The sequence below is a fragment of the Vibrio penaeicida genome (genome assembly GCF_002933855.1).
GTDB lineage: Bacteria > Pseudomonadota > Gammaproteobacteria > Enterobacterales > Vibrionaceae > Vibrio > Vibrio penaeicida_A.
In genome coordinates this window covers 41,106-63,296 of sequence record NZ_BFAQ01000016.1, presented here as the reverse complement: position 1 = coordinate 63,296, position 22,191 = coordinate 41,106, and the positions used below count along the sequence as shown (strand labels likewise).

Sequence of the window (22,191 nt, the reverse complement as noted above, 5' to 3'; positions counted from 1 at the left end):
TCCCTTTTAATCTTAAATCCTAAAATTTATTTCAATGCGAGTTTCACGTTACGCTGCTGCCAACACCCCAACCCATCAGGTAATGTCTCCTGAATCGTCAGGTGCTTTGGAGTAATGTTAATCACCTTGCCATTGTTTAAACCAAGGTAATGTCCCTGTTTTACCTTGACGACATGACCATCAGGCACCTGAATAATGCCCGATACTTTTTTGCCGCTCCCCATAACTCCTTTTAACTTGAGTTGAGTAAGGGCAAACCTTTCTAATTTCCCATTCTTCCTTCGAGAGGTTGGTTGCCAACAGTCCTTAACCAAAGATGGCTGAGTTTCAACAACCGCAATTTTAGGTAAGGCAAAAGGAACGCGGGCCGTTACTGGCTCATATTCACTGGCCTTAAACGACTGCTCTGCTTGTAGCTTAGATACTTGCGTAGAAGCGTTGGCTTGTGTCTTTAATATGAAGTCCTGAAGCGGTTCGTGGTTGGCACGACATCCACTTAAAGCTGCAATTACGACCAGCCCCATCAGCGGCTTATTCATCACTCACCTCCGGTTTAAACTGATATGTATATGCCCTTACCCTAAAGTGCAGTGTGCTGCTTTCCTGGCTCACTCTCTGCCAATCAACATCATCAAAATTTATGATGCGAGGTAAGTTGGCGATCGCCGCAGAAAACTCGCCAATATTTTGGTAAGTCCCTGTCAATTCAATGTTTAGAGGTAATCGATACAAGAATTCTTGATTTTGCTTCTCACCCCAATCAATACGAGTAAACGTTAGCCCATGCTGAATACCTAACTCATTGACAGATGCAAGCATACTTGCCAACTCTTTCTGTTCCGGTAATTGCTTTAACAAGTAGTCATAGCGGCTGTTAAGTTCATCTAATTGCTCTTCCAATTTAGGCAGTGCTGCCACTTTATTGGTTTTGATGATCAGCGTGCTCTTCAGGGTTTGTTCTTTTTGGCGCAGTTGCTCTAATTCTTCATTCATTGGCGCAAGATAAAACCAGCTGCCTAGCGCCTGTATCAAAAGAAAAAGAAGCCCAAACACCAAAAGTTGTGCGGGAAGTGGCCATTCTGGCAAGTCTTCAAAATCAAGGTCTTGCCAATCAATCATGATTCTTCATCCTTTTGAGGGGCAAATACAAACGACACTTTGAACGTCTTAAACACTTTGCCAAATAACTTCTTCCCCGACACAATTGAGTGCATTTCCACGTCAGCGAGTTTGGCTGAACGCTCCAATAGATCGAGCATGGTTGTGATATTGGCCGTGCTGTCACTGATGCCGTTAATTTCTACTTCAAAATCGTTCATTTCAATTTTATCGACAAAGACGCCAGGTGGAATGGCATCAGGTAACAGAGACATAAAATCGGTTGTTTTATTTCGTTTTATTTGGAGCGCTTCGACCGAGCGCAACCGAGTTAGGATAGATTCATGCTGATCGCGGACTTGGCTTAGCCCACTCAGTTGCTGGTCAAGATAAGAGATGTGCCGAGTCAGTTCGGCATTGCGCTCTTCTTGCATACTTTTTTGCTGAGAGAAATACAACCCAATGCCCCATTGCATACCAAAGGCAACCAAAATCGCAGCAGCAAGATAAGAAAAGAACTGACGGCGATATTTGGCACGCAGCTCGTCGCGCCAAGGCAATAAGTTGATGTTATGCATGGTGATTTCCTTTTAGCCACTCAACACCACTAATTGCCAATCCCATTGCCACGCCGTAGGCAGCAGAATCCGACAATTGCTTAACCGACTGTTTAGTGCCATTTTCAACCAACCCAAACGGATTTAAGGGAGCGGCTTCGAGTCGAAGTTCTTTACTGAGCATGTCAGCAATACCCACCAAATTAGCTCCTCCACCGCTCAACCAAATACCATCTATGTTTTGTTGAGGGTTTACGGAATTGTATAAGCTGATGTGTCTTTGTAGCTTTTCACCAAGATCTTTTACAAAGCTCTGAGTAACTGAGTCGCTACTCAGTGTCATGGCATCAGACATGGCTTGCGACTGCGCAACGTTTTGAGTGCCGAATGGGATTTCTTTATAGAAAGGCGTTCTGCCTGCTGCGACAGTACACAAAGATGTTTGATTCAAGCCGATATCCACCAGCATCCACTGCCTTCTATCAGGATGAACTTGGCTAGCTAAGCGCCATACTTTCAACAAGCTATTGGCATGTACATCAATCGTCAAAGGCTTAAAACCCGCTTTCGTTAATGCAGTAACGCGAGAGTCGACCACTTCTTTACGTGTTGCATAAACTTGGAAAGTAGATGTCGAACTGCGAGTGGTGACCTTTTGGTCTACTTCAATAAAGTCGAGGCTTAATTCTTCGAGTGGGATTGGCGACTGCTGACCAAACGCTTGATGGACAGCGAACTCCTGCTCTCTCCCATCCATATCCTGTTCAATTTGAAGCACTTTGCTGATGACGGCTTTATCAGGTACGGAAACTGCGACTTGATGACTAAAAAGAGGTAAACCCTTTTTAAGTTCTTTGAGTTTCTTTACAATCTTCTGATAATCGAGGGTATGGTTTTCAGAGAAAATATCTTCGGGTACATTAAGCTCATTATAACCAACCAGTTGCATTAGTTCGCCGATAGGCTTCATTGCAACAGCTTTAATACTGTGATGACCGAAATCGATGCCAATTACTAAAGATCTACCCATGGCGATTTGGCTCCTAAAAGAGTGTTACACTCGGCAAGTTGGAAAAACGAGTTGTTTAAGACATATCCAAAAAATAATCCTGACGTTTTAACGCAGTAACAGAAGATATGTAACCAGATAGCCAAATTAAACAGGGATTCTCCGGTGAAGTTCATAAAGCATTTGTTAATATTTTCATTGGTTTGCACCATTTTGGGAGTGACCACAATTATTGGGTTTTACTTTTATGTAAAACCTGAGCTCCCTGATGTTGCAACACTAAAAGACGTAGAACTGCAAACTCCTATGCAGGTATACAGTCAAGATGGAAAGCTGATCTCACAATTTGGTGAAAAGCGTCGAGTGCCTGTTGCACACGACGACATCCCTCAAGAGCTCATTGATGCGCTTATTGCGACCGAAGATAGCCGTTTTTTCGATCACCCCGGTATTGACCCGATTGGTATAGTTCGTGCCGCTATTGTTGTTGCAACAACAGGTTCAGCGAAACAAGGGGCAAGTACGATTACCCAACAGTTGGCGAGAAACTTCTTTCTTACTAACGAAAAAAAGATCATGCGGAAAATCAAAGAGATTTTCATCGCAATCCACATTGAGCAGCTTCTAACTAAAGAAGAAATTCTAGAGCTGTACATCAACAAAATTTTTCTTGGCTATCGTTCTTATGGATTTGGGGCGGCTGCTCAAGTCTATTTCGGTAAAGAATTAAACGACTTATCTTTAAGTGAACTTGCGACTTTGGCTGGAATGCCAAAAGCCCCCTCTAGCATTAACCCAATTCGCTCCGTAGAACGTGCGACTAAACGTCGAAATGTCGTCCTGATGCGCATGCTTGATGAAAAGTACATCACTCAAGAGCAATACGATTCAGCTCGTTCTGAAGCCATTGTGGCAAAATACCACGGCGCAGAAATCGAACTCAGTGCACCTTATGCTGCTGAAATTGCACGCTCTTGGGCATTAGAAAACTATGGTGAAGATGCTTATACATCAGGGATGAAAATCTACACAACTGTGAACTCCAAGCTGCAACAAGCTGCAAATGAAGCCACTATCAATAATTTGTTAGGCTACGATGAAAGACACGGTTATCGCGGCGCAGAAGAAGAGCTTTGGGCTACAGGTGAGGTGCCTTGGACTGAGGACAAAATGCGTAAACACCTACGCACAGTTCCGACTTATGGAAAACTCATACCAGCCATCGTTACTGAAGTCGGAGACAAATCCGCTAAGATTTACATTAAAAACCAAAACTTCTCGTCTCTCAATTGGGATGCGATGAAATGGGCTCGTAAATTTAGAAGCGACAAACGCCAAGGTAGTGCACCGAAAAAAGCGTCGGAAATTTTATCCGTCGGAGATCAAATTTGGGTGCGCAAGCTTTCGCTTCCGGCAAGTGATGACAAACTAGAGCAGCAATGGGCTTGGAAGCTTGCTCAAGTACCAGACGCCAATACTGCATTTGTCGCAATGAATCCAAATGATGGTGCCATTGTGTCATTGGTTGGCGGTTTCAACTTTGTTCACAGTAAGTTTAATCGCGCCACTCAATCTGTTCGTCAGGTAGGGTCTAGCATAAAGCCATTCATTTACTCCGCCGCCATCGATAAAGGCATGACGCTGGCAAGCTTAATTAACGATGCACCAGTCAATAAATGGGATAAAAGCCAAGGCACTGCTTGGCGTCCGAAAAACTCGCCACCGACATACACAGGTCCTACTCGTATGCGCGTTGGACTTGCTCAGTCAAAGAATGTCATGGCTGTACGAATATTACGTCGAGTTGGATTGGACGAGTCGATTGACTACCTAACTCGATTTGGTTTCGAAAAAGAACAACTTCCTCGCTCTGAAACCATCGCGTTAGGGGCGGGTAGTTTAACTCCAGTGAAAATGGCTCAAGGCTATTCTGTCTTCGCGAATGGCGGCTATTTTGTCGAGCCCTACTACATAAGCCGTGTGGAAGACGCATTTGGTAGACCAATATTGGAAGCGAATCCAAAGGTGGTGTGCCGCAAAGATTGCCAAGTCCAAAAAAGTAACGAATTTGAGGAGCAGGATGTCGACTCCCCTTACGCACCTCAAGTTATTTCAGAGCAAACCGCCTTCTTAATGCGCGAGATGATGTACAGCAACGTTTGGGGTGGCGGTAACTGGCGTAAAGGCACTGGCTGGAATGGCACTGGCTGGCGGGCTAAGAAATTAGGGCGTCGCGATGTGGGCGGAAAGACAGGAACCACCAACGACTCTAAAGACGCATGGTACAACGGTTACGCACCAGGAATGGTGGCCATTGCATGGGTCGGTTTTGATAATCACCAAAGAGAGCTCGGTCGCAGTGTGGTAAACCCGAACTTAGGTAAAGACCAAATTACCGGAGCAGAAGCGGGGGCGAAAACAGCCCAACCAGCTTGGGTGAATTTTATGAAAGTTGCACTGGAAGATGTCCCCGCCGTCCGTAAAAAATTACCTGCGGGTATCATTCGTACCCGAATTGATGCGGAATCAGGGTTGCTTACCAACAAATCTGACGACTCAACCATGTTTGAATATTTCAGACGTGGAACGGAGCCAAGAGAGTACGCTCACGATCCGATAAGCGAAGCCATATACAGCGAGGATGGTGAAGAGCTGTTTTAAACGAGCGAGTTAACTCCAGTAACCCCTACACTCGTATAAAACAAAAAAGGCGCATCAGCGCCTTTTTTAATTCCCAATAATCACCAGCCCTTTTTTTATACAAGCTCTGAAATACTCTCAGCCAGCTGTTCAAAACGGTTTCGAAGCGGAGAGCCCGGTCGATAAACCAACACTATGCGACGGCTTGGTTGGGGGTTACTGGCGCGTACGTAGCATACGCCATCACGCTTTTTCTCAGCGGGAACCGACAATGCAGGCAACAAGGTAATGCCACCACCTGCGGCAACCATGTTTCGCAGTGTTTCAAGGCTAGTAGCTTTAAAGCGTTCATCATCACGCGCCCCCGCAGCAAAACAAAACCCTAGCGCCTGATCCCGTAAACAATGCCCATCACCTAATGCAAGAACGGTCTTACCATTCAGTTCAAGCATGTCTATTTCATCTCGTTCTGCCCATTCGTGATCACAAGGTACAGCAACGCTCATGGGTTCGTTGTAAAGATCCAACTCTTTAAAGGGCTCCGTCTCGGCAACCGAAGCCAACACTAAACAATCTAACCGCCCTTCTTCAAGTTGCCTAACAAGCTGATGGGTTTGCGCTTCATGTAAAAACAACTCTAAGTCTGGGAACTGTTCTTTAAGCTGTGGAATGATTTTAGGGAGCAAGTAAGGACCAACCGTAGGAATAAAGCCGATGTGCAAAGGACCACTCATCTCTTTGCCTTGCAAGGTTGCCATATCGGTAAATAACTTCACTTCACCCAGAATTCTCTTCGCTTGATCCACAAGCTGCAAACCCGACTCGGTAAACAATACTCTGCGGCTACTGCGCTCTAAAAGCGCTGTCCCTAACTCATCTTCCAACTTGCGAATCTGACCACTCAACGTGGGCTGGCTAACAAAACACGCTTCTGCAGCTTTGCGAAAGTGTTTGTGCTCAGCGAGAGACACTAGGTATTCGAAATCACGAATGTTCATCTTTCCACCCTAAAATAGAAATTATCTATCAATACCATAACAATAAACGATTGGAGCTATCAACCCGATCGTTGAATAATGGACTCAACAAAACGAAACAGGCTGAATAAACAAAAGCCAGCTACGCTGATTAAGGTCGGCTACACGTAAGAATTCAAAAATCCAAAGAGGAAACCAACATGTTCGCATCAAAAGAAGGTCAAACTGTACCACAGGTCACTTTTCCGACTCGCAAAGGCGATGCTTGGGTAAACGTGACATCAGATGACCTTTTCAAAGATAAGACGGTCATCGTATTCAGCTTACCCGGTGCATTTACGCCAACATGTTCATCAAGCCACCTACCACGCTACAACGAACTGTTCTCTGTATTCAAAGAACACGGCGTCGATGAAATCGTCTGTATGTCTGTGAATGACACTTTTGTTATGAATGCTTGGAAAGAAGACCAAGAAGCAGGGCACATTTCTTTCATCCCAGACGGAAATGGCGAATTTACTGATGGCATGGGCATGTTAGTCGATAAAAATGACATCGGCTTCGGTAAGCGTTCATGGCGCTACAGCATGCTGGTGAAGAATGGCGTTGTTGAGAAGATGTTCGTTGAACCAAACGAGCCGGGTGACCCGTTCAAGGTTTCGGATGCAGATACTATGCTTGGTTATATCGCTCCGGATTACAAAACTCAGGAATCCATCACTGTATTTTCAAAGCCAGGTTGCCCTTTCTGTGCGAAGGCGAAACAAAATCTGATTGATAACGGTCTTCAATATGAAGAAGTGATTCTGGGTAAAGATGCAACAACCGTTAGCTTACGAGCTATCACCGGTCGCGCAACAGTTCCACAAGTATTCATTGGTGGTAAACACATTGGTGGCAGTGAAGAACTCGAAAGCTTTCTTCTTAAGTAATCCAAAGTAACGACGTATTCCTGAACTAAGCCCGAGGAAACTCGGGCTTTTCATTCCAAACCGACATTAAAGAGAATCCATTATGAAACAACTGAATGTTGATGTAGCGATTATTGGTGGCGGCACCGCTGGTCTAGGCGCATATCGAACCGCAAAAGCGCATACATCAAATGTCGTGATGATTGAAGGCGGCCCTTACGGTACAACATGTGCTCGCGTAGGTTGTATGCCGTCTAAATTGCTCATTGCAGCTGCTGAAAGTGTTCACCAAATTGAAAAAGCACCAGGCTTCGGTATTCACCCACAAGGTGAGATCGTCATCAATGGTCGTGAAGTAATGGATAGAGTAAAGCGCGAACGTGATCGCTTCGTCGGGTTTGTGTTAGAAGGTGTGGATGACATTCCAGCAGAAGACAAAATATCGGGCTATGCAAAATTCGTCGATAACAACACCCTGATCATCGATGAACATACTGAAGTAAAGGCGCAACAAATTGTGATTGCCACAGGTTCTCGCCCTGCATACCCAGGTGTCTGGAATGAGTTAGGCGATCGCCTTATCGTTAATGATGATGTGTTTGATTGGGATGATCTTCCTGGCTCTGTCGCGGTATTTGGACCAGGGGTAATTGGCTTGGAATTAGGGCAGTCACTCCACCGATTAGGGGTTGATGTCAAGCTGTTTGGTTTAGGTGGGCAAGTCGGTCCGCTAACCGATCCTGAAGTCATGGCTTACGCTAACAAAGCTTTCAGTGAAGAGTTTTACCTAGATGCCGATGTCAAAGTCGAAAGCATGAAGCGCGTCGGTGATAAGGTTGAGATCCAATTTATTAATCACGACGGCGAGCTTGAAACCTTCGTTACCGATTACGTATTGGCTGCAACGGGTCGCCGCCCGAATGTCGACAAACTGGATCTGGAAAATACGGATATAGATTTAGATGATCGAGGTGTCCCAAAAGCAGATCACTACACACTGCAAACGTCAGTTGAAAATATCTTTATCGCTGGCGATGCAAGCAACCAGATCCCGCTGCTTCACGAAGCCGCCGATCAAGGTCGTATTGCAGGCGATAATGCGGGTCGCTTCCCAGACATCCGAGCAGGGCTGCGTCGTTCTTCTATCTCCGCAGTATTCTCGGATCCTCAAATCGCAATGGTGGGTGAAACTTTTCAACAGATCACTCAACGTTTAGGTAACTGCGGTTGTTTTGCAACGGGTGAAGTGTCGTTCGAAAGCCAAGGTCGCTCTCGCGTTATGCTGCGCAATAAAGGCGTCTTGCACGTATACGGGGAACAAGGTACAGGTCGATTCTTAGGTGCAGAAATGATGGGACCGAATGCAGAACATTTAGCTCACCTTCTAGCCTGGGCTCACCAAAACAAAATGACCATATCTGAAATGCTGGACATGCCTTTCTATCACCCTGTGATTGAAGAAGGGGTTCGAACAGCACTTCGTGACTTAAATGCCAAGTTACACCTTGGTCCAGAAATGATTGAGCACTGCTTGGATTGCGGTCCGGGTTGTTAATTCAACCCAGCCAACAAAGTACACTACTTAAAATAAGAAATTGCTTCTAAGTCCTTTTTTACCCTGACTTTTCTCCAGAGTCAGGGTCTTTTCATATTAATTTCATCTAAATTTGAACTTGCATCCTTATGATACGCAATTCGTTTAGCTATAATTCTTGAAAGAATTATTTAACGAAAAGCGACTTTATGCCGTGTCGAACATGCCAAGAAAACTGGTTTTGGAAGAAAATAGGCCGTTGCCAGCGATGCATGGATCAACTCACCGTACTTTCGGTTGTCTGTTGGGTTATTTGGTGGTTCATCTTAAAAGAATCCCCCAATAGTATTCAGTCTGTGACGTTAATTTTTGCTGGCTTTGCTTTCAATGGCTTACTTGCCATGCACTTGTGGATGAGGTTTGTAATTTTTCCTTGGCAAGCTCGCAATAAAAAACCGCGCTGATTTCTGCGCGGCTTCTATTGTATGAAGGCTACTTCTTAATACTTACTTAGTTAGCCTTAACGCTTCATCAATCACATGATAAATGTAGTTTTGCTCTACCACGCCTTGGAATAGCCAAGCTTGCGGACCACGAGCAAAAATCGCTACATCTTCCCCAGAGTGTGTTTCTGAGCCTAACTTGACCAATGCTTGCTGTAAGTAATCTAGCTTGAGTACTTCTTCTTCCGACAAATCACTTCGCTTCCCTTCTACTGCACCAGGGCCATTACCATACGCCAATGTAGTGTAGTTTTTTCCAAATTCATCCTTATTGAATTTACCTTTGGATTTGGATAGACCAAGAATGGGGTTACCGCGTTCTGCATAGCCGTTTGAAATCAAAGTATGCGCGTGGTCGGCTGTTACAACGATCAGCGTCTCCTTTGGATCCGTCATTTCCAAAGCCGCTTTAATGGCGCGGTCATATTCCACCGTATCTTCAAGAGCTCGCGCAGCATTGCCTGCGTGGTGAGCGTGATCGATACGACCCGATTCCACCATAAGCAGATAGCCCTTCTTATTATTTTTCAAGATTTCGATGGCTTTGGATGTCATTTCAGCCAGCGATGGCTCGTTGTTTTCCTTTACGCGATCAGCTTCATACTGCATATGGCTACTTTCAAATAACCCAAATGCTCGTTTGGTGTTTCCATTCAGCTTATCGAAACCAGCTCGGTCGTAAACATAGCTCCCTTGCGGGTAGCGTTCTTCCCATTCTTTGACTAAGTTGCGCCCATCTTTTCTCTTGCCTTTCTTACCTTCTGGATCGGTCATCGTATTGGGAATGAATTCACGCCTGCCGCCTCCAAATGCCACTTGGAAACCATTACCGGAATCAAATTCGACAAACTGCGAAGCAATGTCTTTACAACCTGTGCTTTTAGCGATGTTTGGCAACTTACCGTCGTTTTCCCAATTGCGGTCAGCACTATGCGCGTAGGCCGTCGCAGGAGTGGCATGAGTTAAACGCGCTGTAGAAACAACACCTAACGCCAATCCTTTTTCACCCGCCATTTGGAAAGCTGTTTTGACTTCATTGCCCTTTTGAGTGTTGCAAAAACCACGTTGAACATTGTCATTCACGTTAATGATGCCCGCTTTGGTTTTCACCCCTGACACCATTGCGGTTGCTGTTCCTGCCGAATCTGGGGTTTGCATATCAGTGTTGTATGTTTTGGATAATGCTGTGTGTGGCAAACGCTCCATGGCCAACACAAACTCTTCACCCTTTTGACCTTTTTGCTGACCGGCATAAATACGCGCAGCAGTTATGGTGCCAACGCTCATGCCGTCGCCCACAAACAAGATCACATTTTTTGCAGGTCCATCAATTGGCTTAAGCTCTTTTGCAGCAGCAATCGCGCTTTTTGCTTCTTGGTACCACGTATCTGATTGTTGAGGCACATTGGCGTTTACGGTCGCTACTGCCATGACACCAATTGCTAGTGTAGAAAGTTGAAGCCCTTTCATGGGGATATCTCCGAAGTAGTTTGATAATCAACGGAGGACACTCTAAAGATCAAAAAGTATGCTTAGGTATCAATGAAGTGAATGTTTCATGAAAATTTAATGAATATGTAATGTTATAACAAATCAAATAAATAGCAGGGGGAAATTAAAACTGAGCTGGATTGGAAAAAGAAAAAAGCCCCTAAGCCAAATCTGGTTAGGGGCCTTCTTAGATTCATCTAAGAAAAAGCAGTGGTATTAATATGACCGTGCTCTTCCTTAATAAGTTCCCAAAAAAGATCAATTTTCTTTAAAAAGATCTGAGCTGATTCAAAAACTGTTTTTAATCACACTGTTATGCAACGTTAACCTTAGTGATCACTTGTTCTGATAGGTTGATCTCCAGCGCGACTTCATCACATGCATGCGTTCTTGGACACTGATCACAGTCCTTCAATACTTTCTCTGGCAGAAGAGATTTTGATGTCGGGATGAAACTGTACTTCATGAAGAATTCAGGCACTCGAGTCAACACAAACACTTTCTTAATCGCCATCTGGCGTGCTTTTTCAGTCAGGTGTGCAACAAGTGCGCTTCCTTGCCCTTGGCCCTGCCACCCGGCTTCAACACCAAGCGAGCGGATTTCAGCTAACCCAGAGTCATAAACATACAGGGATGCACAGCCCGTCACCTCACCATGATGTTCAGCAACAGCAAAAGAACCAACATCGCGAACCAGCTCGTTACGTGTGCGTGGAAGGTTCTCACCTAACCCTGCCCAGTACGCCACCATGCCTTCTAACGCATCAATATCGGTTAAGCGCGCCGCACGTACTTTCACCCCTGATGTGTCTCTTTGGACAATGCGTTGTTCGGCTTGTTCTACGGCATAAGCAACTTGTTTTGGCGAAACACCACCCAGTGCAGAGCGTTTTTCTAAGCAGGACTCAATTGTTAGAATGTTGTACACGTCATCTTCGATAACATCGGAGAACTCTTTCAGTTCTGCAATCGATAGCTCTTCTAGCGCACAACCCTTGGCAATCGCAGCAACAACCGCTACACCCACAATATGGTGAGCCTCACGGAATGGAATGTCTTTTGCGACAAGGTAATCGGCTAGCTCTGTCGAGTTGGCATACCCTTGTTTCGCAGCTTCCAACGTACGCTCGCCATTCACTTTAATTCCATCAAAGCAAAGCGCAGCCATTTCCATACATTCATTCCAGCTGTCTAGCGCATCAAACAGACCTTCTTTGTCTTCTTGCATGTCTTTGTTGTACGCTAGAGGCAGTGCTTTCACGGTCATCATCATGCCAGCCATTGCACCGTAAACACGTCCACACTTACCGCGGATCAATTCAAGTGCATCTGGGTTTTTCTTCTGTGGCATCAGTGAAGAACCGGATGTCACGGTATCCGCCAACTCAATGAAGTTAGATTCGCCTGAATTATAGAAAATCATATCTTCTGCCAAACGAGACAAATGAAGCATAGAAATAGAGGCTACTGACATAAGCTCCATAACATGGTCACGATCAGATACCGAATCGAGGCTGTTACGCGTTGCACGGCGGAAGCCAAGGCTATGCGCAAGAGCTTCACGATCCATTGGGTAAGCTGTGCCTGCAAGCGCACCGGAACCCAGTGGACAAGTATCTAGGCGCTTGATGGCATCCGAAAGGCGAGAATAATCACGCTCGAACATTTCAACGTAAGCCAAACACCAATGGGCAAACGTCACAGGTTGAGCACGCTGTAAATGTGTATAACCAGGAAGCACGGTACCTTGATGTGCTTTAGCCACTTCAACCATCTGACCTTGCAGGCGATCGAGCGCCATCAATAACTGATGACCTTGCTGGCGGCACCAGAGTTTAAGATCCGTGGCGACCTGATCGTTACGAGAACGACCGGTGTGCAGCTTTTTACCCAAGTCACCAACTTTACCTATCAACTGCTGTTCTACCCAACTATGGATATCTTCAGCATCCGAGCGCAAAATCTGCTCGGGATCTTCCATCACTTCAAGCTTGAGCTCATTCAGCGCTAGCTCTAATTTTTGTTGTTCATCCTCATTCAAAACGTTTACCGACAGCAGGGCTTTAGACCACGCAATCGACCCAACAATATCCTGCTCTGCCAATCGGTAGTCGAATCGCAAAGAATCATTGAATTGTTTGAATCTGGTGTCTGCTGCTTGGGTAAATCTACCGCCCCATAATGCCATGGCGTCTCTCCTGAGTTGCGGCTCTGAATCTTTCAGAGCCTCATTTGCTTGCTTGTGTAATGTGCTTAAAAAGCTGTGATAAATGTACGAGTCGTTCGCTTATTTTTTATTTTCGTTCAAAGCGCGAATGCGGCTAGACAGAGAGTAAAGGCGGATGAAACCACCAGCATGACTTTGGTCATACACTTCGTCTTCACCAAACGTAGCAAACTCTTCAGAGTACAAGCTGTTGTCTGAACGCTTTTGCATTACGGTTGCTTGACCTTTGTACAGTTTGATCACGACTTCGCCGTTCACATCTTGCGCCAACTCCTCTGTAGCTGCAAGGAGAGACTTACAAAGCGGTGTAAACCAACGACCGTCATAGACAAGGTGAGAAGCTTTTAAGCCCAACTCTTCACGGAATTCAAACGCCGATTTGTCTAACACCAATTGTTCTACAGCACGCAGCGCTTCCATCATGATCGCGCCACCCGGAGTTTCGTAACAGCCACGAGATTTCATTCCCACAAGACGGTTCTCAACGATATCAATACGACCAACACCGTGTTTTGCGCCTTTCTCGTTTAGGTAAACCAATGCGTTGTATGGTGTCATCGCTTCATCATCGACAGCGACAACAGCGCCTTTTTCTACTTTCAGTGTCACGCTTTCAGATTCGTTTGGCGCTTGCTCTGGATCAACGGTCCAAACCCAGCAATCATCATTCGGTGCATTCCATGTATCTTCTAATACACCGCCTTCTGTTGAAATGTGCCATGCATTCGCATCACGTGAATAAATCTTAGTTAATGAAGCCGTACATGGAATGTTGCGCTCTGCTAAGTAATCTAAACACTCTTCACGACTCACTAGATCCCACTCACGCCATGGTGCAATCACGTGTAGATCCGGTGCAAGTGCAGCAAATGCGCCTTCGAAACGAACTTGGTCATTACCTTTACCCGTACAGCCATGGCATAACGCATCGGCACCCACTTTACGCGCCACCTCAACCTGTGCTTTAGCAATGATTGGACGAGCCATAGACGTACCCAGTAGGTATTTGCCTTCGTACAGCGCACCTGTTTTTAATGTCGGGTAGATGTAATCTGCCACCATTTCTTCTTTTAGGTCCGCGATGTAGCACTCAGAAGCGCCGGATGCTTTGGCTTTTTCTTCAATGCCTTCAAGCTCTTCCGCACCTTGACCAACATCAGCAACAAATGCCACAACTTCACAATCGTAGTTTTCTTTTAGCCATGGAATGATCACTGATGTGTCCAGACCGCCAGAGTAGGCAACGACTACTTTTTTTACGTTTACTTTGCTCATTTTACTTCTCCTAATCCTTGGGTCTGCACTTGGCGGTCAGCGCCCAAAAGGTCATACAAAATTGGTTTATTCAGGTAAGAACTGCGTACCGATATTGGTACCAGAAAATAAATCGGTCAGTTTTTCAGGGTAACGCCATGTCGCTACCTGAATCGGACGTCCAAGATCGTTAGCCGCTTTCAATGCAGCGTGCACTTTTACGATCATGCCGTCAGTAATCACTTTGCCTTCAATAAGTTGAAGAGCCTCGGCTTTGTCTAAGCTGTTCAGTAGGTGCCCTTTGCCATCTAGTACGCCACTCACATCAGACAGCAAGACCAATTCAGCATCCAATGCGCCCGCTACAGCTACTGCTGCTTGGTCGGCATTGACGTTCATAAGTTGCCCTTCTTCTGTCATACCTATCGAACTGATGATCGCGATAGCGCCTGTATTCATTACGGCTTGAAGGACATCAGGATTCCCCGGAGTCGCATTGCCTACTGCACCCAGCTCTGGGTTCAGCTCTGTCACTTGGCACAATCCGCCATCAGCAAGACTCAATCCAACCGCATTAACGCCAGACTTAATCGCTTCGCCTTGAAGTAGCTTGTTTGCTGTACCTGCTAACGCACCAGCAATGAACGGAATTTGGTCGTAAGGAGTGATGCGCAATCCATCTTTTTTAAAGGTGGCCAATTGAAGCTTGCTCATCAAGTCATCGACAAGGTAGCCACCACCATGAACAATCACAATCGCGCGCTGCGCTGACTGTTGGTAATCTTTAATTGCACCGAAGAGCTTTCCAAGCGTTTCACTGCATTCTAATGCGGCTCCGCCCAGTTTTACGACAAGTGGGGTTTGTATGCTCATCATCACTTCCTTAAATCAATGCTGTGAGAGGCTCGTAGCCATAACGAAGGTTCAAACACTGCATTGCTTGGCTTGAAGCGCCTTTCAGCAGATTGTCGATTGCCGATACAACGATCACGTGTTCACCCTGAACTTTCCAACCCAAGTCGTTAAATGGCGTATTTTCTACTTGTAGGATGGTCGGCAGTTGATCATCAAACAAACGTACAGCTGGCTTGTCGCCATAAGCATTGTGAAAAGCATCGGTTACTTGTTGAAGAGTCGCACCCGCTTTTAGCTTCATGGTTATGGTCGCTAAGATGCCACGTTTAAAGTTACCAAGATGAGGCGTGAAAATAACATCGCACCCAAGGTGTGAAGCTATTTCTGGCTGATGGCGGTGAGTAAACACACCGTAAGCTTGCATCGATACTTCGCAGAAGCTGTTGGTCATTGTGGCTTTTCTGCCTGCACCTGAAACACCGGAAGTCGCGTTAATTACCGGCCATTGCGACGTTTCAATCAGACCTGCTGCTAAAAGAGGCTTAATCGCCAATTGTGATGCCGTTGGATAACATCCTGGTACAGCCACAAGCTGAGCTTCTGAAATAGCGGCTTCATTCCATTCAGCTAAACCGTATACAGCTTTATCTAGCCATTCTGGGTTGCTGTGTTCAAACCCGTAGTAATCTGGGTAAAAGTTTTCTTTCTGCACCCGATAAGCGCCAGATAAGTCAAAGACTGTGCAGCCGTGCTCTAATAATGTCGGGGCTAGATCGTGACTGACTTCATGTGCGGTTGCCAAAAATACCACGTCGGACTCTTTAGCAACGGCTTTAAGATCGGTTAATGGAGTGACAGGCATGTCCACTACACCCGATAACTTCTTATGTAACTCTGATACCGGCTTATTTGCGTCGACACTATTGGCGGACACATACAAACCTGATAGCTTGAGATTTGGGTGTTTGGCGACCATCAGAGCAAGTTCTGCACCTGTGTATCCGCTGGCACCAATGATTGTGGTTTTTAACATCTGCAACACATCCAATTTCGCTTGTCACTTAATTTCTACAAAAGTGACTATCCATACTTGATTATTAACTCTATTTGAGTTTTTATTCACTTATTGTGATTTAATATGTGTTTTATCGTTTTAAGCTTAGTCTGTCAACAGTGGAAGTGAAGTTAATATGCAAATACCCGGTTTTATCGATATCTACGGTGGCTTAATTTCCACCTCCTCTATTAGCTCGAGTGATGCGAGTTGGGATGAAGGAAACAGTGAAGTCATTGCGAAACTTGCCACATGGTTTAATGACTTGGGATTCGAAACGGACGTTGTTGAAGTCGAAAAAGGCAAACATAACCTGATTGCCAAAATGGGACAGGGAGAGGGCGGCTTATTGTTAGCGGGTCACTCCGATACTGTTCCTTTCGACGAAGGACGTTGGAATTTCGATCCTCATGCATTAACAGAAGCAAACAATCGTTTTTATGGTTTGGGTACAGCCGACATGAAAGGCTTTTTCGCTTTTATATTGGAAGCTGTTAAAAGCGTCGACTGGAGTACACAAACAAAGCCACTTTATGTACTGGCTACGTGTGACGAAGAAACCACCATGCTCGGCGCGCGCCACTTCACTCAAGACGCCCCGTTTAAACCGGATTACTGCATTATCGGCGAACCCACTAGCTTGGTTCCGATTCGAGGACACAAAGGCCATGTAGCAAATGCTGTGCGTGTGACAGGTCATTCAGGGCATTCGTCAAACCCTGCTTTGGGTGTCAACGCCATAGAAATAATGCATGAAGTGCTTTTTGCGCTCATGCAGCTTCGAGACCAGTTGATTAAAACCTACCACCATCCGGGCTTTGAGATCCCAACTCCAACCCTAAACCTAGGGCATATTCATGGTGGGGACAGTGCTAACCGAATATGTGGTTGTTGCGAGCTTCACTACGATGTAAGACCATTACCAGGTATCAGCCTTGATGGATTGGACAACCTTCTGCGCGATGCGCTTAAAGAAGTCGAAGCCAAGTGGCTAGGAAGAATCGAGATTCAACCATTACATGATCCTATCCCTGGCTATGAGTGTAATCACGATCACCCGTTCATTGGTGGAATGGAAGCCATCTGTGAAAAGACAAGTGAAACCGTAAATTATTGTACTGAAGCCCCTTTCTTACAGCAGCTTTGCCCCACTCTCGTCCTTGGGCCAGGTTCGATTGACCAAGCCCATCAGCCAGATGAATATCTTGCTTTTGAGTTTATCGACCCTACCATCGATGTTTTGAAGAAAGCCATTCACCAATACTGTTTCTAAACATTTCAAAAGAATAATCTCTAAAAGCGCAGGCAACTGCGCTTTTTTAACGCTTCTTAAACCAGACCACATCAAGCTTCAGCAAATATTGAAAGAAAATTTCACAATAGCGCTACAAAGCGCGTATCAAAAATGAGCAATATCAATAGTTGCCCGAATTCCGTTGTTTTAGTGTCGGATTATTTGACTCAAGCCAAACAATTTCGCTAGATTGTGGGCTTAAACAAAACATCGGATGTAATAAATTTACGAGGCGGGAAACAATGAATGAAAAATATGCCGCGCTAAAAAGCAATGTGAGCATGCTAGGTCGATTACTTGGCAATACCATTCAAGATGCACATGGTGAGGCAATCCTAGAGAAAGTCGAAACCATTCGTAAACTCTCAAAATCAGCACGAGGGGGCAGTCAGGAAGACCGCGAAAATCTCATAAAAGAAATTGAAAGCCTACCAGATGAGCAGCTCACACCCGTTGCTCGTGCATTCAATCAATTTCTAAACCTCACAAACATGGCAGAGCAATACCACACTATTTCTCGTCATTGTGAGGAACACGTCTGCGAACCAGACGCCATTAACAGTCTATTTTCAAAGCTAAGCCAAAGCGACATCAGTAAACTCGATACTGCTCAAGCTGTTCGTGATTTGAATATCGAGCTGGTGCTAACGGCGCACCCGACAGAAATTACGCGTCGCACCATGATCAACAAACTGGTCAAGATCAACGAATGTCTTTCGAAGCTAGAGCTTAGCGATCTATCGTACAAAGAGCGTGAAAAAACAGAGCGCCGCTTAGAGCAGCTTATCGCACAGGCATGGCACTCTGACGTGATCCGCCAGCAACGCCCAACGCCAATCGATGAAGCGAAATGGGGTTTTGCTGTTGTCGAAAATTCATTATGGCAAGGTGTACCTGATTTCCTACGCGAGTTAGATGAACGTTTGGAAGGTTATCTTGGCGAAGGTTTACCTATTGATGCAAGACCCGTCCATTTCTCGTCTTGGATGGGAGGTGACCGCGATGGTAACCCATTTGTTACCCATACCATAACTCGTGAAGTGATGTTGTTGTCTCGCTGGAAAGCTGCAGACCTATACCTAAATGACATTAACGAGCTGGTTAGCGAATTATCGATGACCAAATGCAGTGACGCATTACGTGAGTTAGCCGGTGAAGGGGAACATGAACCTTATCGTGCAATCCTAAAGCGTATCCGTACAACGCTCACCGAAACTCGTGACATTCTCGAAGCCAAAATCAATGGAGAGCAACTGGCAGTAAAAGCGCCATTGAAATCTAATGAGCAACTTTGGGAACCACTTTATGCGTGTTACCAATCTTTGCATGAGTGTGGCATGGGCGTCATTGCCGACGGTTCTCTGCTAGATACACTCCGTCGAATCAAATCATTTGGCATTCATCTGGTACGCCTCGACATTCGCCAAGAAAGTACGCGTCACTCGGATGTATTGTCAGAGCTAACACGTTACCTTGGTATTGGCGATTACGATCAATGGAGCGAACAAGATAAAGTCGCTTTCCTCACTGCGGAACTTAGCTCTAAGCGCCCACTATTGCCGCGAGGCTGGGAACCATCAGAACCTGTAAAAGAGGTGTTGGATACCTGCCGCATCGTGGCAAGCCAGCCTCGTGAAGCTTTTGGTGCCTATGTAATTTCTATGGCAAGAACCGCTTCAGACGTACTTGCTGTGCATTTATTACTTCAAGAGTCAGGTTGTCCATATCGCATGGACGTTTGTCCACTGTTCGAAACACTGGAAGATTTGAATAACGCTGAAGCCGTTATCACCCAGTTAATGGGGATCGACCTATACCGCGGTTTCATTCAAAACCACCAAATGGTCATGATCGGTTACTCAGATTCTGCGAAAGATGCAGGTGTCATGGCTGCGGGCTGGGCGCAATATCGCGCAATGGAAGCCTTAGTGAAAGTGTCGGAAGAAGCGGGGATCGAGCTGACCTTGTTCCATGGTCGTGGTGGTACGGTTGGTCGTGGTGGTGCGCCTGCACATGCCGCATTGCTTTCTCAACCACCGAAAAGTCTAAAAGGCGGTCTGCGCGTAACTGAACAAGGTGAAATGATCCGCTTTAAGTTGGGTTTACCTGAAGTGGCGGTTAACAGCTTCAACATGTACGCCAGTGCAATATTAGAAGCCAACCTGCTGCCACCGCCGGAACCAAAACAAGAGTGGCGTGACTTGATGGACACCCTATCTGAAGTATCTTGTGAAGCCTATCGTGGGGTTGTTCGTGGCGAACCTGATTTCGTACCGTATTTCCGCGCGGCAACACCAGAGCTTGAACTAGGCATGCTGCCATTAGGTTCTCGCCCATCAAAGCGTAACCCTAACGGTGGTGTCGAAAGCTTGCGTGCCATTCCATGGATTTTCTCATGGAGCCAAAACCGCTTGGTATTACCAGCATGGTTAGGTGCCGGAGAGGCGATTCAGTATTCGGTCGATCAAGGGCACCAATCATTACTGGAATCAATGTGTCGTGAATGGCCTTTCTTCTCTACACGATTGGGCATGCTGGAAATGGTGTATTCGAAATGTAATATCGAGATCTCAAGCCTGTACGATCAGAAGTTAACAGACAAATCTTTGTGGGCTCTGGGCGACAAACTGAGAGCTCAATTACAAAAAGACATTAAAGCTGTACTCAATGTTGAGAATAATGAAAATTTAATGCAGAGTGATCCGTGGGGATTAGAATCTATCCGCCTTCGTAACATCTATGTAGAGCCGTTGAATATGCTGCAAGCAGAACTGCTTTACCGTACAAGGCAGACAGAAACGCCATCGACAGAGCTTAAAGAAGCATTAATGGTCACAATTGCAGGTATTGCAGCAGGAATGCGCAACACTGGGTAACCAGTTATTTATTCTTTAAATGAGACAAAAAGCCGCTAGATGCGGCTTTTTGTATGGCTAGCGTTTGCTATTGAGAATTTTGTCAGTTTTTCAAACCATTCATATTTTTTATTCTACTTAATGCTTATTATTATTGATATGCTTACTAACCGCTGTAAATTTACTAATAACTATCCGCAGCAATTCTATGGCATTGGCATTTGTTTCTAAGGTAGCAAATTCAATAGCTGCCATTTTCTAGGTGATGTAAGGCTAAGAAGGTGACAGAGCCATCTAAATTTGTCTTTAGATTGGTATGAACGCATTAACACACTATACAAACGTGCCAAAGAAGCACACTCGGTGTTTACGCGTTCAAGTTTTACAGTTTGATTGACCATTGGATTGAAGACATGTCATTACCGCACGTAATCCTTACTGTTTTAAGTACTCGTGATGCAACTGGATACGACATCACAAAAGAGTTCTCATACAGTATTGGCTATTTTTGGAAAGCAAGTCACCAACAAGTATACCGCGAGCTAAACAAAATGGCTCAAAACCAACTTGTGACTTGCGTGCTTGAGCCGCAAGAGGGCAAACCAGACAGGAAAGTTTATTCAATTACAGAAGAAGGACGCCGAGCGCTCGGGGAGTGGTTTGACCAACCAACTGCACACCCAACCGTTCGCGATGAGTTCTCTGCCAAGTTAATGGCATGTTCCGTACAACCTTCTACTTCGTATATTGAACAGCTGACTGGCTTGATTGAAGAGTCTCGTCAACTAGTGAACCACTACAAAGAAATTGAGTCGGTTTACTACGCGACACCAAGCACTTTAGACAAGCAAGCTCGTTTAGAGCGATTAACCCTTCGTCGCAACTTGTTGCTTCGTAATACATGGGTTGCTTGGGCAGAAGAAGCGCTTGCAGAACTAGAAGCTATGGCGTAAATCTTCGCTATTAATAAAAAAGGTTGGTGCATACACCAACCTTTTTTTGTGTCTTACCGTTCACTTTCGAACCGAATTTAAACTACGCTTGAGGGCGAACACCCAATGTGTGGCATAACGCGTATGTCATCTCAGCACGGTTTAGCGTATAGAAGTGGAAATCTTTTACACCTTCTCGGCTTAGAATTCTGACCATATCAATTGCTTGGCTTGCGCCCACCAGCTGACGTGTCGTTGGGTCGTCATCCAATCCTTCAAATTGCTTCGCCATCCACCCTGGAACTTTTACGTTATTGATGTCCGCAAAGCGAGAAGCCTGCTTAAAGTTCGATACTGGTAAGATTCCCGGAACAATCTCAACATCAATTCCAGCCGCTACACAGCGGTCACGGAAACGAAGATAACTCTCTACGTCGAAAAAGAACTGAGTGATCGCACGGTTCGCTCCTGCATCCACTTTGCGCTTCAAATTCAGCAAATCTGCTTGTGCGCTTTTTGCTTCTGGGTGTACTTCAGGGAATGCCGCAACAGAAATATCAAAATCGTGCTGTGACTTCAGTAATTCGACCAAATCAGAAGCATACATATCGGGAGCACCACCACCTGGTGGAATATCACCGCGCAGCGCCACAATACTTTCAATGCCGTTGCTCCAGTAATCATTAGCAATGTTCACCAATTCATCACGTGACGCATCAATACACGTTAAGTGTGGTGCTGCAACCAAACCCGTTTGGTCTTTGATTTCTTTGATAATCGAGTGCGTGCGATCGCGCTCTCCAGAGTTTGCTCCGTACGTAACTGAAACGAACTTTGGTTGTAAAGTTTTCAGGCGGTGCACTGAGTTCCAAAGTGTTTCTTCCATTTTTTCACTACTTGGTGGAAAAAACTCAAATGAAACATTGATGTCATCAGAAAGCTCAGCAACGTTCTGATTCAAAGCATCTATATGACTTGCGTGGGTATAACTCATGCTTCT

At 45.4% G+C, this 22,191-nt stretch carries 18 protein-coding genes; 7 read left to right on the top strand and 11 right to left on the bottom strand.

The annotated features are described in order from the left end of the window. Positions 1-26 precede the first annotated feature (26 nt). Genes VPNCDNU1_RS09495 through pilM form a run of 4 tightly spaced genes read right to left on the bottom strand, consistent with a single transcriptional unit; the run spans position 27 to position 2,685 of the window. Positions 27-539 (bottom strand): pilus assembly protein PilP, encoded by a 513-nt coding sequence (locus VPNCDNU1_RS09495; RefSeq protein WP_104400114.1) that lies wholly within the window; start codon positions 537-539, stop codon positions 27-29. Next, the gene (locus VPNCDNU1_RS09490; RefSeq protein ID WP_101114080.1) at positions 532-1,119 is read right to left on the bottom strand and encodes a type 4a pilus biogenesis protein PilO; all 588 of its coding nucleotides are present in this window, start codon (positions 1,117-1,119) and stop codon (positions 532-534) included. The genes VPNCDNU1_RS09495 and VPNCDNU1_RS09490 overlap by 8 nt, the downstream gene beginning before the upstream one ends. Continuing rightward, positions 1,116-1,676: a PilN domain-containing protein gene (locus tag VPNCDNU1_RS09485; RefSeq protein WP_104400113.1), complete on the bottom strand. Its 561-nt coding sequence runs from the start codon at positions 1,674-1,676 to the stop codon at positions 1,116-1,118. The genes VPNCDNU1_RS09490 and VPNCDNU1_RS09485 overlap by 4 nt, the downstream gene beginning before the upstream one ends. Then, on the bottom strand, positions 1,669-2,685 hold the full coding sequence (gene pilM / locus VPNCDNU1_RS09480; RefSeq protein WP_104400112.1) for a type IV pilus assembly protein PilM: 1,017 nt from the start codon (positions 2,683-2,685) through the stop codon (positions 1,669-1,671). Before pilM ends, VPNCDNU1_RS09485 begins: the two co-directional genes overlap by 8 nt. Before the next feature lie 144 nt (positions 2,686-2,829). Here pilM and VPNCDNU1_RS09475 point away from each other — a divergent pair, with 144 nt between their 5' ends. Next, entirely contained in the window at positions 2,830-5,325 is a 2,496-nt protein-coding gene (locus VPNCDNU1_RS09475; RefSeq protein WP_104400111.1) for a penicillin-binding protein 1A, read from the top strand. A gap of 95 nt (positions 5,326-5,420) precedes the next feature. On the opposite strand, the gene oxyR is transcribed toward VPNCDNU1_RS09475, so the two are convergent. Then, the gene (oxyR, locus tag VPNCDNU1_RS09470) at positions 5,421-6,302 is read right to left on the bottom strand and encodes a DNA-binding transcriptional regulator OxyR (protein ID WP_101114073.1); all 882 of its coding nucleotides are present in this window, start codon (positions 6,300-6,302) and stop codon (positions 5,421-5,423) included. A gap of 179 nt (positions 6,303-6,481) precedes the next feature. Between oxyR and VPNCDNU1_RS09465 the strand changes: the two genes are divergently transcribed. The 3 genes from VPNCDNU1_RS09465 to VPNCDNU1_RS09455 all read left to right on the top strand — a co-directional run bounded on the left by VPNCDNU1_RS09465 (position 6,482) and on the right by VPNCDNU1_RS09455 (position 9,190). Beyond that, the gene (locus tag VPNCDNU1_RS09465; protein ID WP_104400110.1) at positions 6,482-7,213 is read left to right on the top strand and encodes a glutathione peroxidase; all 732 of its coding nucleotides are present in this window, start codon (positions 6,482-6,484) and stop codon (positions 7,211-7,213) included. A gap of 82 nt (positions 7,214-7,295) precedes the next feature. Then, entirely contained in the window at positions 7,296-8,747 is a 1,452-nt protein-coding gene (locus VPNCDNU1_RS09460) for a dihydrolipoyl dehydrogenase (protein WP_104400109.1), read from the top strand. 188 nt (positions 8,748-8,935) lie between these two features. Then, positions 8,936-9,190: a DUF3624 domain-containing protein gene (locus VPNCDNU1_RS09455; RefSeq protein WP_104400108.1), complete on the top strand. Its 255-nt coding sequence runs from the start codon at positions 8,936-8,938 to the stop codon at positions 9,188-9,190. A 42-nt stretch (positions 9,191-9,232) separates the two neighbouring features. Here VPNCDNU1_RS09455 and VPNCDNU1_RS09450 read toward each other — a convergent pair whose 3' ends face one another. The 5 genes from VPNCDNU1_RS09450 to argC all read right to left on the bottom strand — a co-directional run bounded on the left by VPNCDNU1_RS09450 (position 9,233) and on the right by argC (position 16,089). Continuing rightward, on the bottom strand, positions 9,233-10,699 hold the full coding sequence (locus VPNCDNU1_RS09450; RefSeq protein ID WP_104400107.1) for an alkaline phosphatase: 1,467 nt from the start codon (positions 10,697-10,699) through the stop codon (positions 9,233-9,235). A gap of 334 nt (positions 10,700-11,033) precedes the next feature. Beyond that, a complete protein-coding gene (argH, locus tag VPNCDNU1_RS09445; RefSeq protein ID WP_104400106.1) occupies positions 11,034-12,908 on the bottom strand; it encodes an argininosuccinate lyase in 1,875 nt (624 codons plus the stop codon). 99 nt (positions 12,909-13,007) lie between these two features. Beyond that, positions 13,008-14,222 carry an argininosuccinate synthase gene (locus tag VPNCDNU1_RS09440; RefSeq protein WP_104400105.1) on the bottom strand — a complete coding sequence of 405 codons (1,215 nt, stop codon included), beginning with the start codon at positions 14,220-14,222 and terminating at the stop codon, positions 13,008-13,010. 66 nt (positions 14,223-14,288) lie between these two features. Next, positions 14,289-15,077 (bottom strand): acetylglutamate kinase, encoded by a 789-nt coding sequence (argB, locus tag VPNCDNU1_RS09435; RefSeq protein ID WP_371410783.1) that lies wholly within the window; start codon positions 15,075-15,077, stop codon positions 14,289-14,291. Positions 15,078-15,084: 7 nt separating this feature from the next. Further along, positions 15,085-16,089 (bottom strand): N-acetyl-gamma-glutamyl-phosphate reductase, encoded by a 1,005-nt coding sequence (gene argC / locus VPNCDNU1_RS09430; protein ID WP_104400103.1) that lies wholly within the window; start codon positions 16,087-16,089, stop codon positions 15,085-15,087. 157 nt (positions 16,090-16,246) lie between these two features. On the opposite strand from argC, the gene argE reads away from it, so the two are divergent. From argE to VPNCDNU1_RS09415, 3 genes are all read left to right on the top strand, one after another. Further along, on the top strand, positions 16,247-17,383 hold the full coding sequence (argE, locus tag VPNCDNU1_RS09425) for an acetylornithine deacetylase (protein ID WP_104400102.1): 1,137 nt from the start codon (positions 16,247-16,249) through the stop codon (positions 17,381-17,383). Positions 17,384-17,646: 263 nt separating this feature from the next. Then, positions 17,647-20,280, top strand: a complete 2,634-nt coding sequence (gene ppc / locus VPNCDNU1_RS09420; protein WP_104400101.1) for a phosphoenolpyruvate carboxylase — start codon at positions 17,647-17,649, stop codon at positions 20,278-20,280. 392 nt (positions 20,281-20,672) lie between these two features. Next, positions 20,673-21,212 (top strand): PadR family transcriptional regulator, encoded by a 540-nt coding sequence (locus VPNCDNU1_RS09415; RefSeq protein ID WP_101114053.1) that lies wholly within the window; start codon positions 20,673-20,675, stop codon positions 21,210-21,212. Between the two features lie 82 nt (positions 21,213-21,294). Here the strand turns inward: VPNCDNU1_RS09415 and metF are convergent, their stop codons facing one another. Beyond that, positions 21,295-22,185, bottom strand: coding sequence for a methylenetetrahydrofolate reductase (gene metF, locus VPNCDNU1_RS09410; protein WP_104400100.1), 891 nt, complete (start codon positions 22,183-22,185; stop codon positions 21,295-21,297). Positions 22,186-22,191 lie beyond the last annotated feature (6 nt).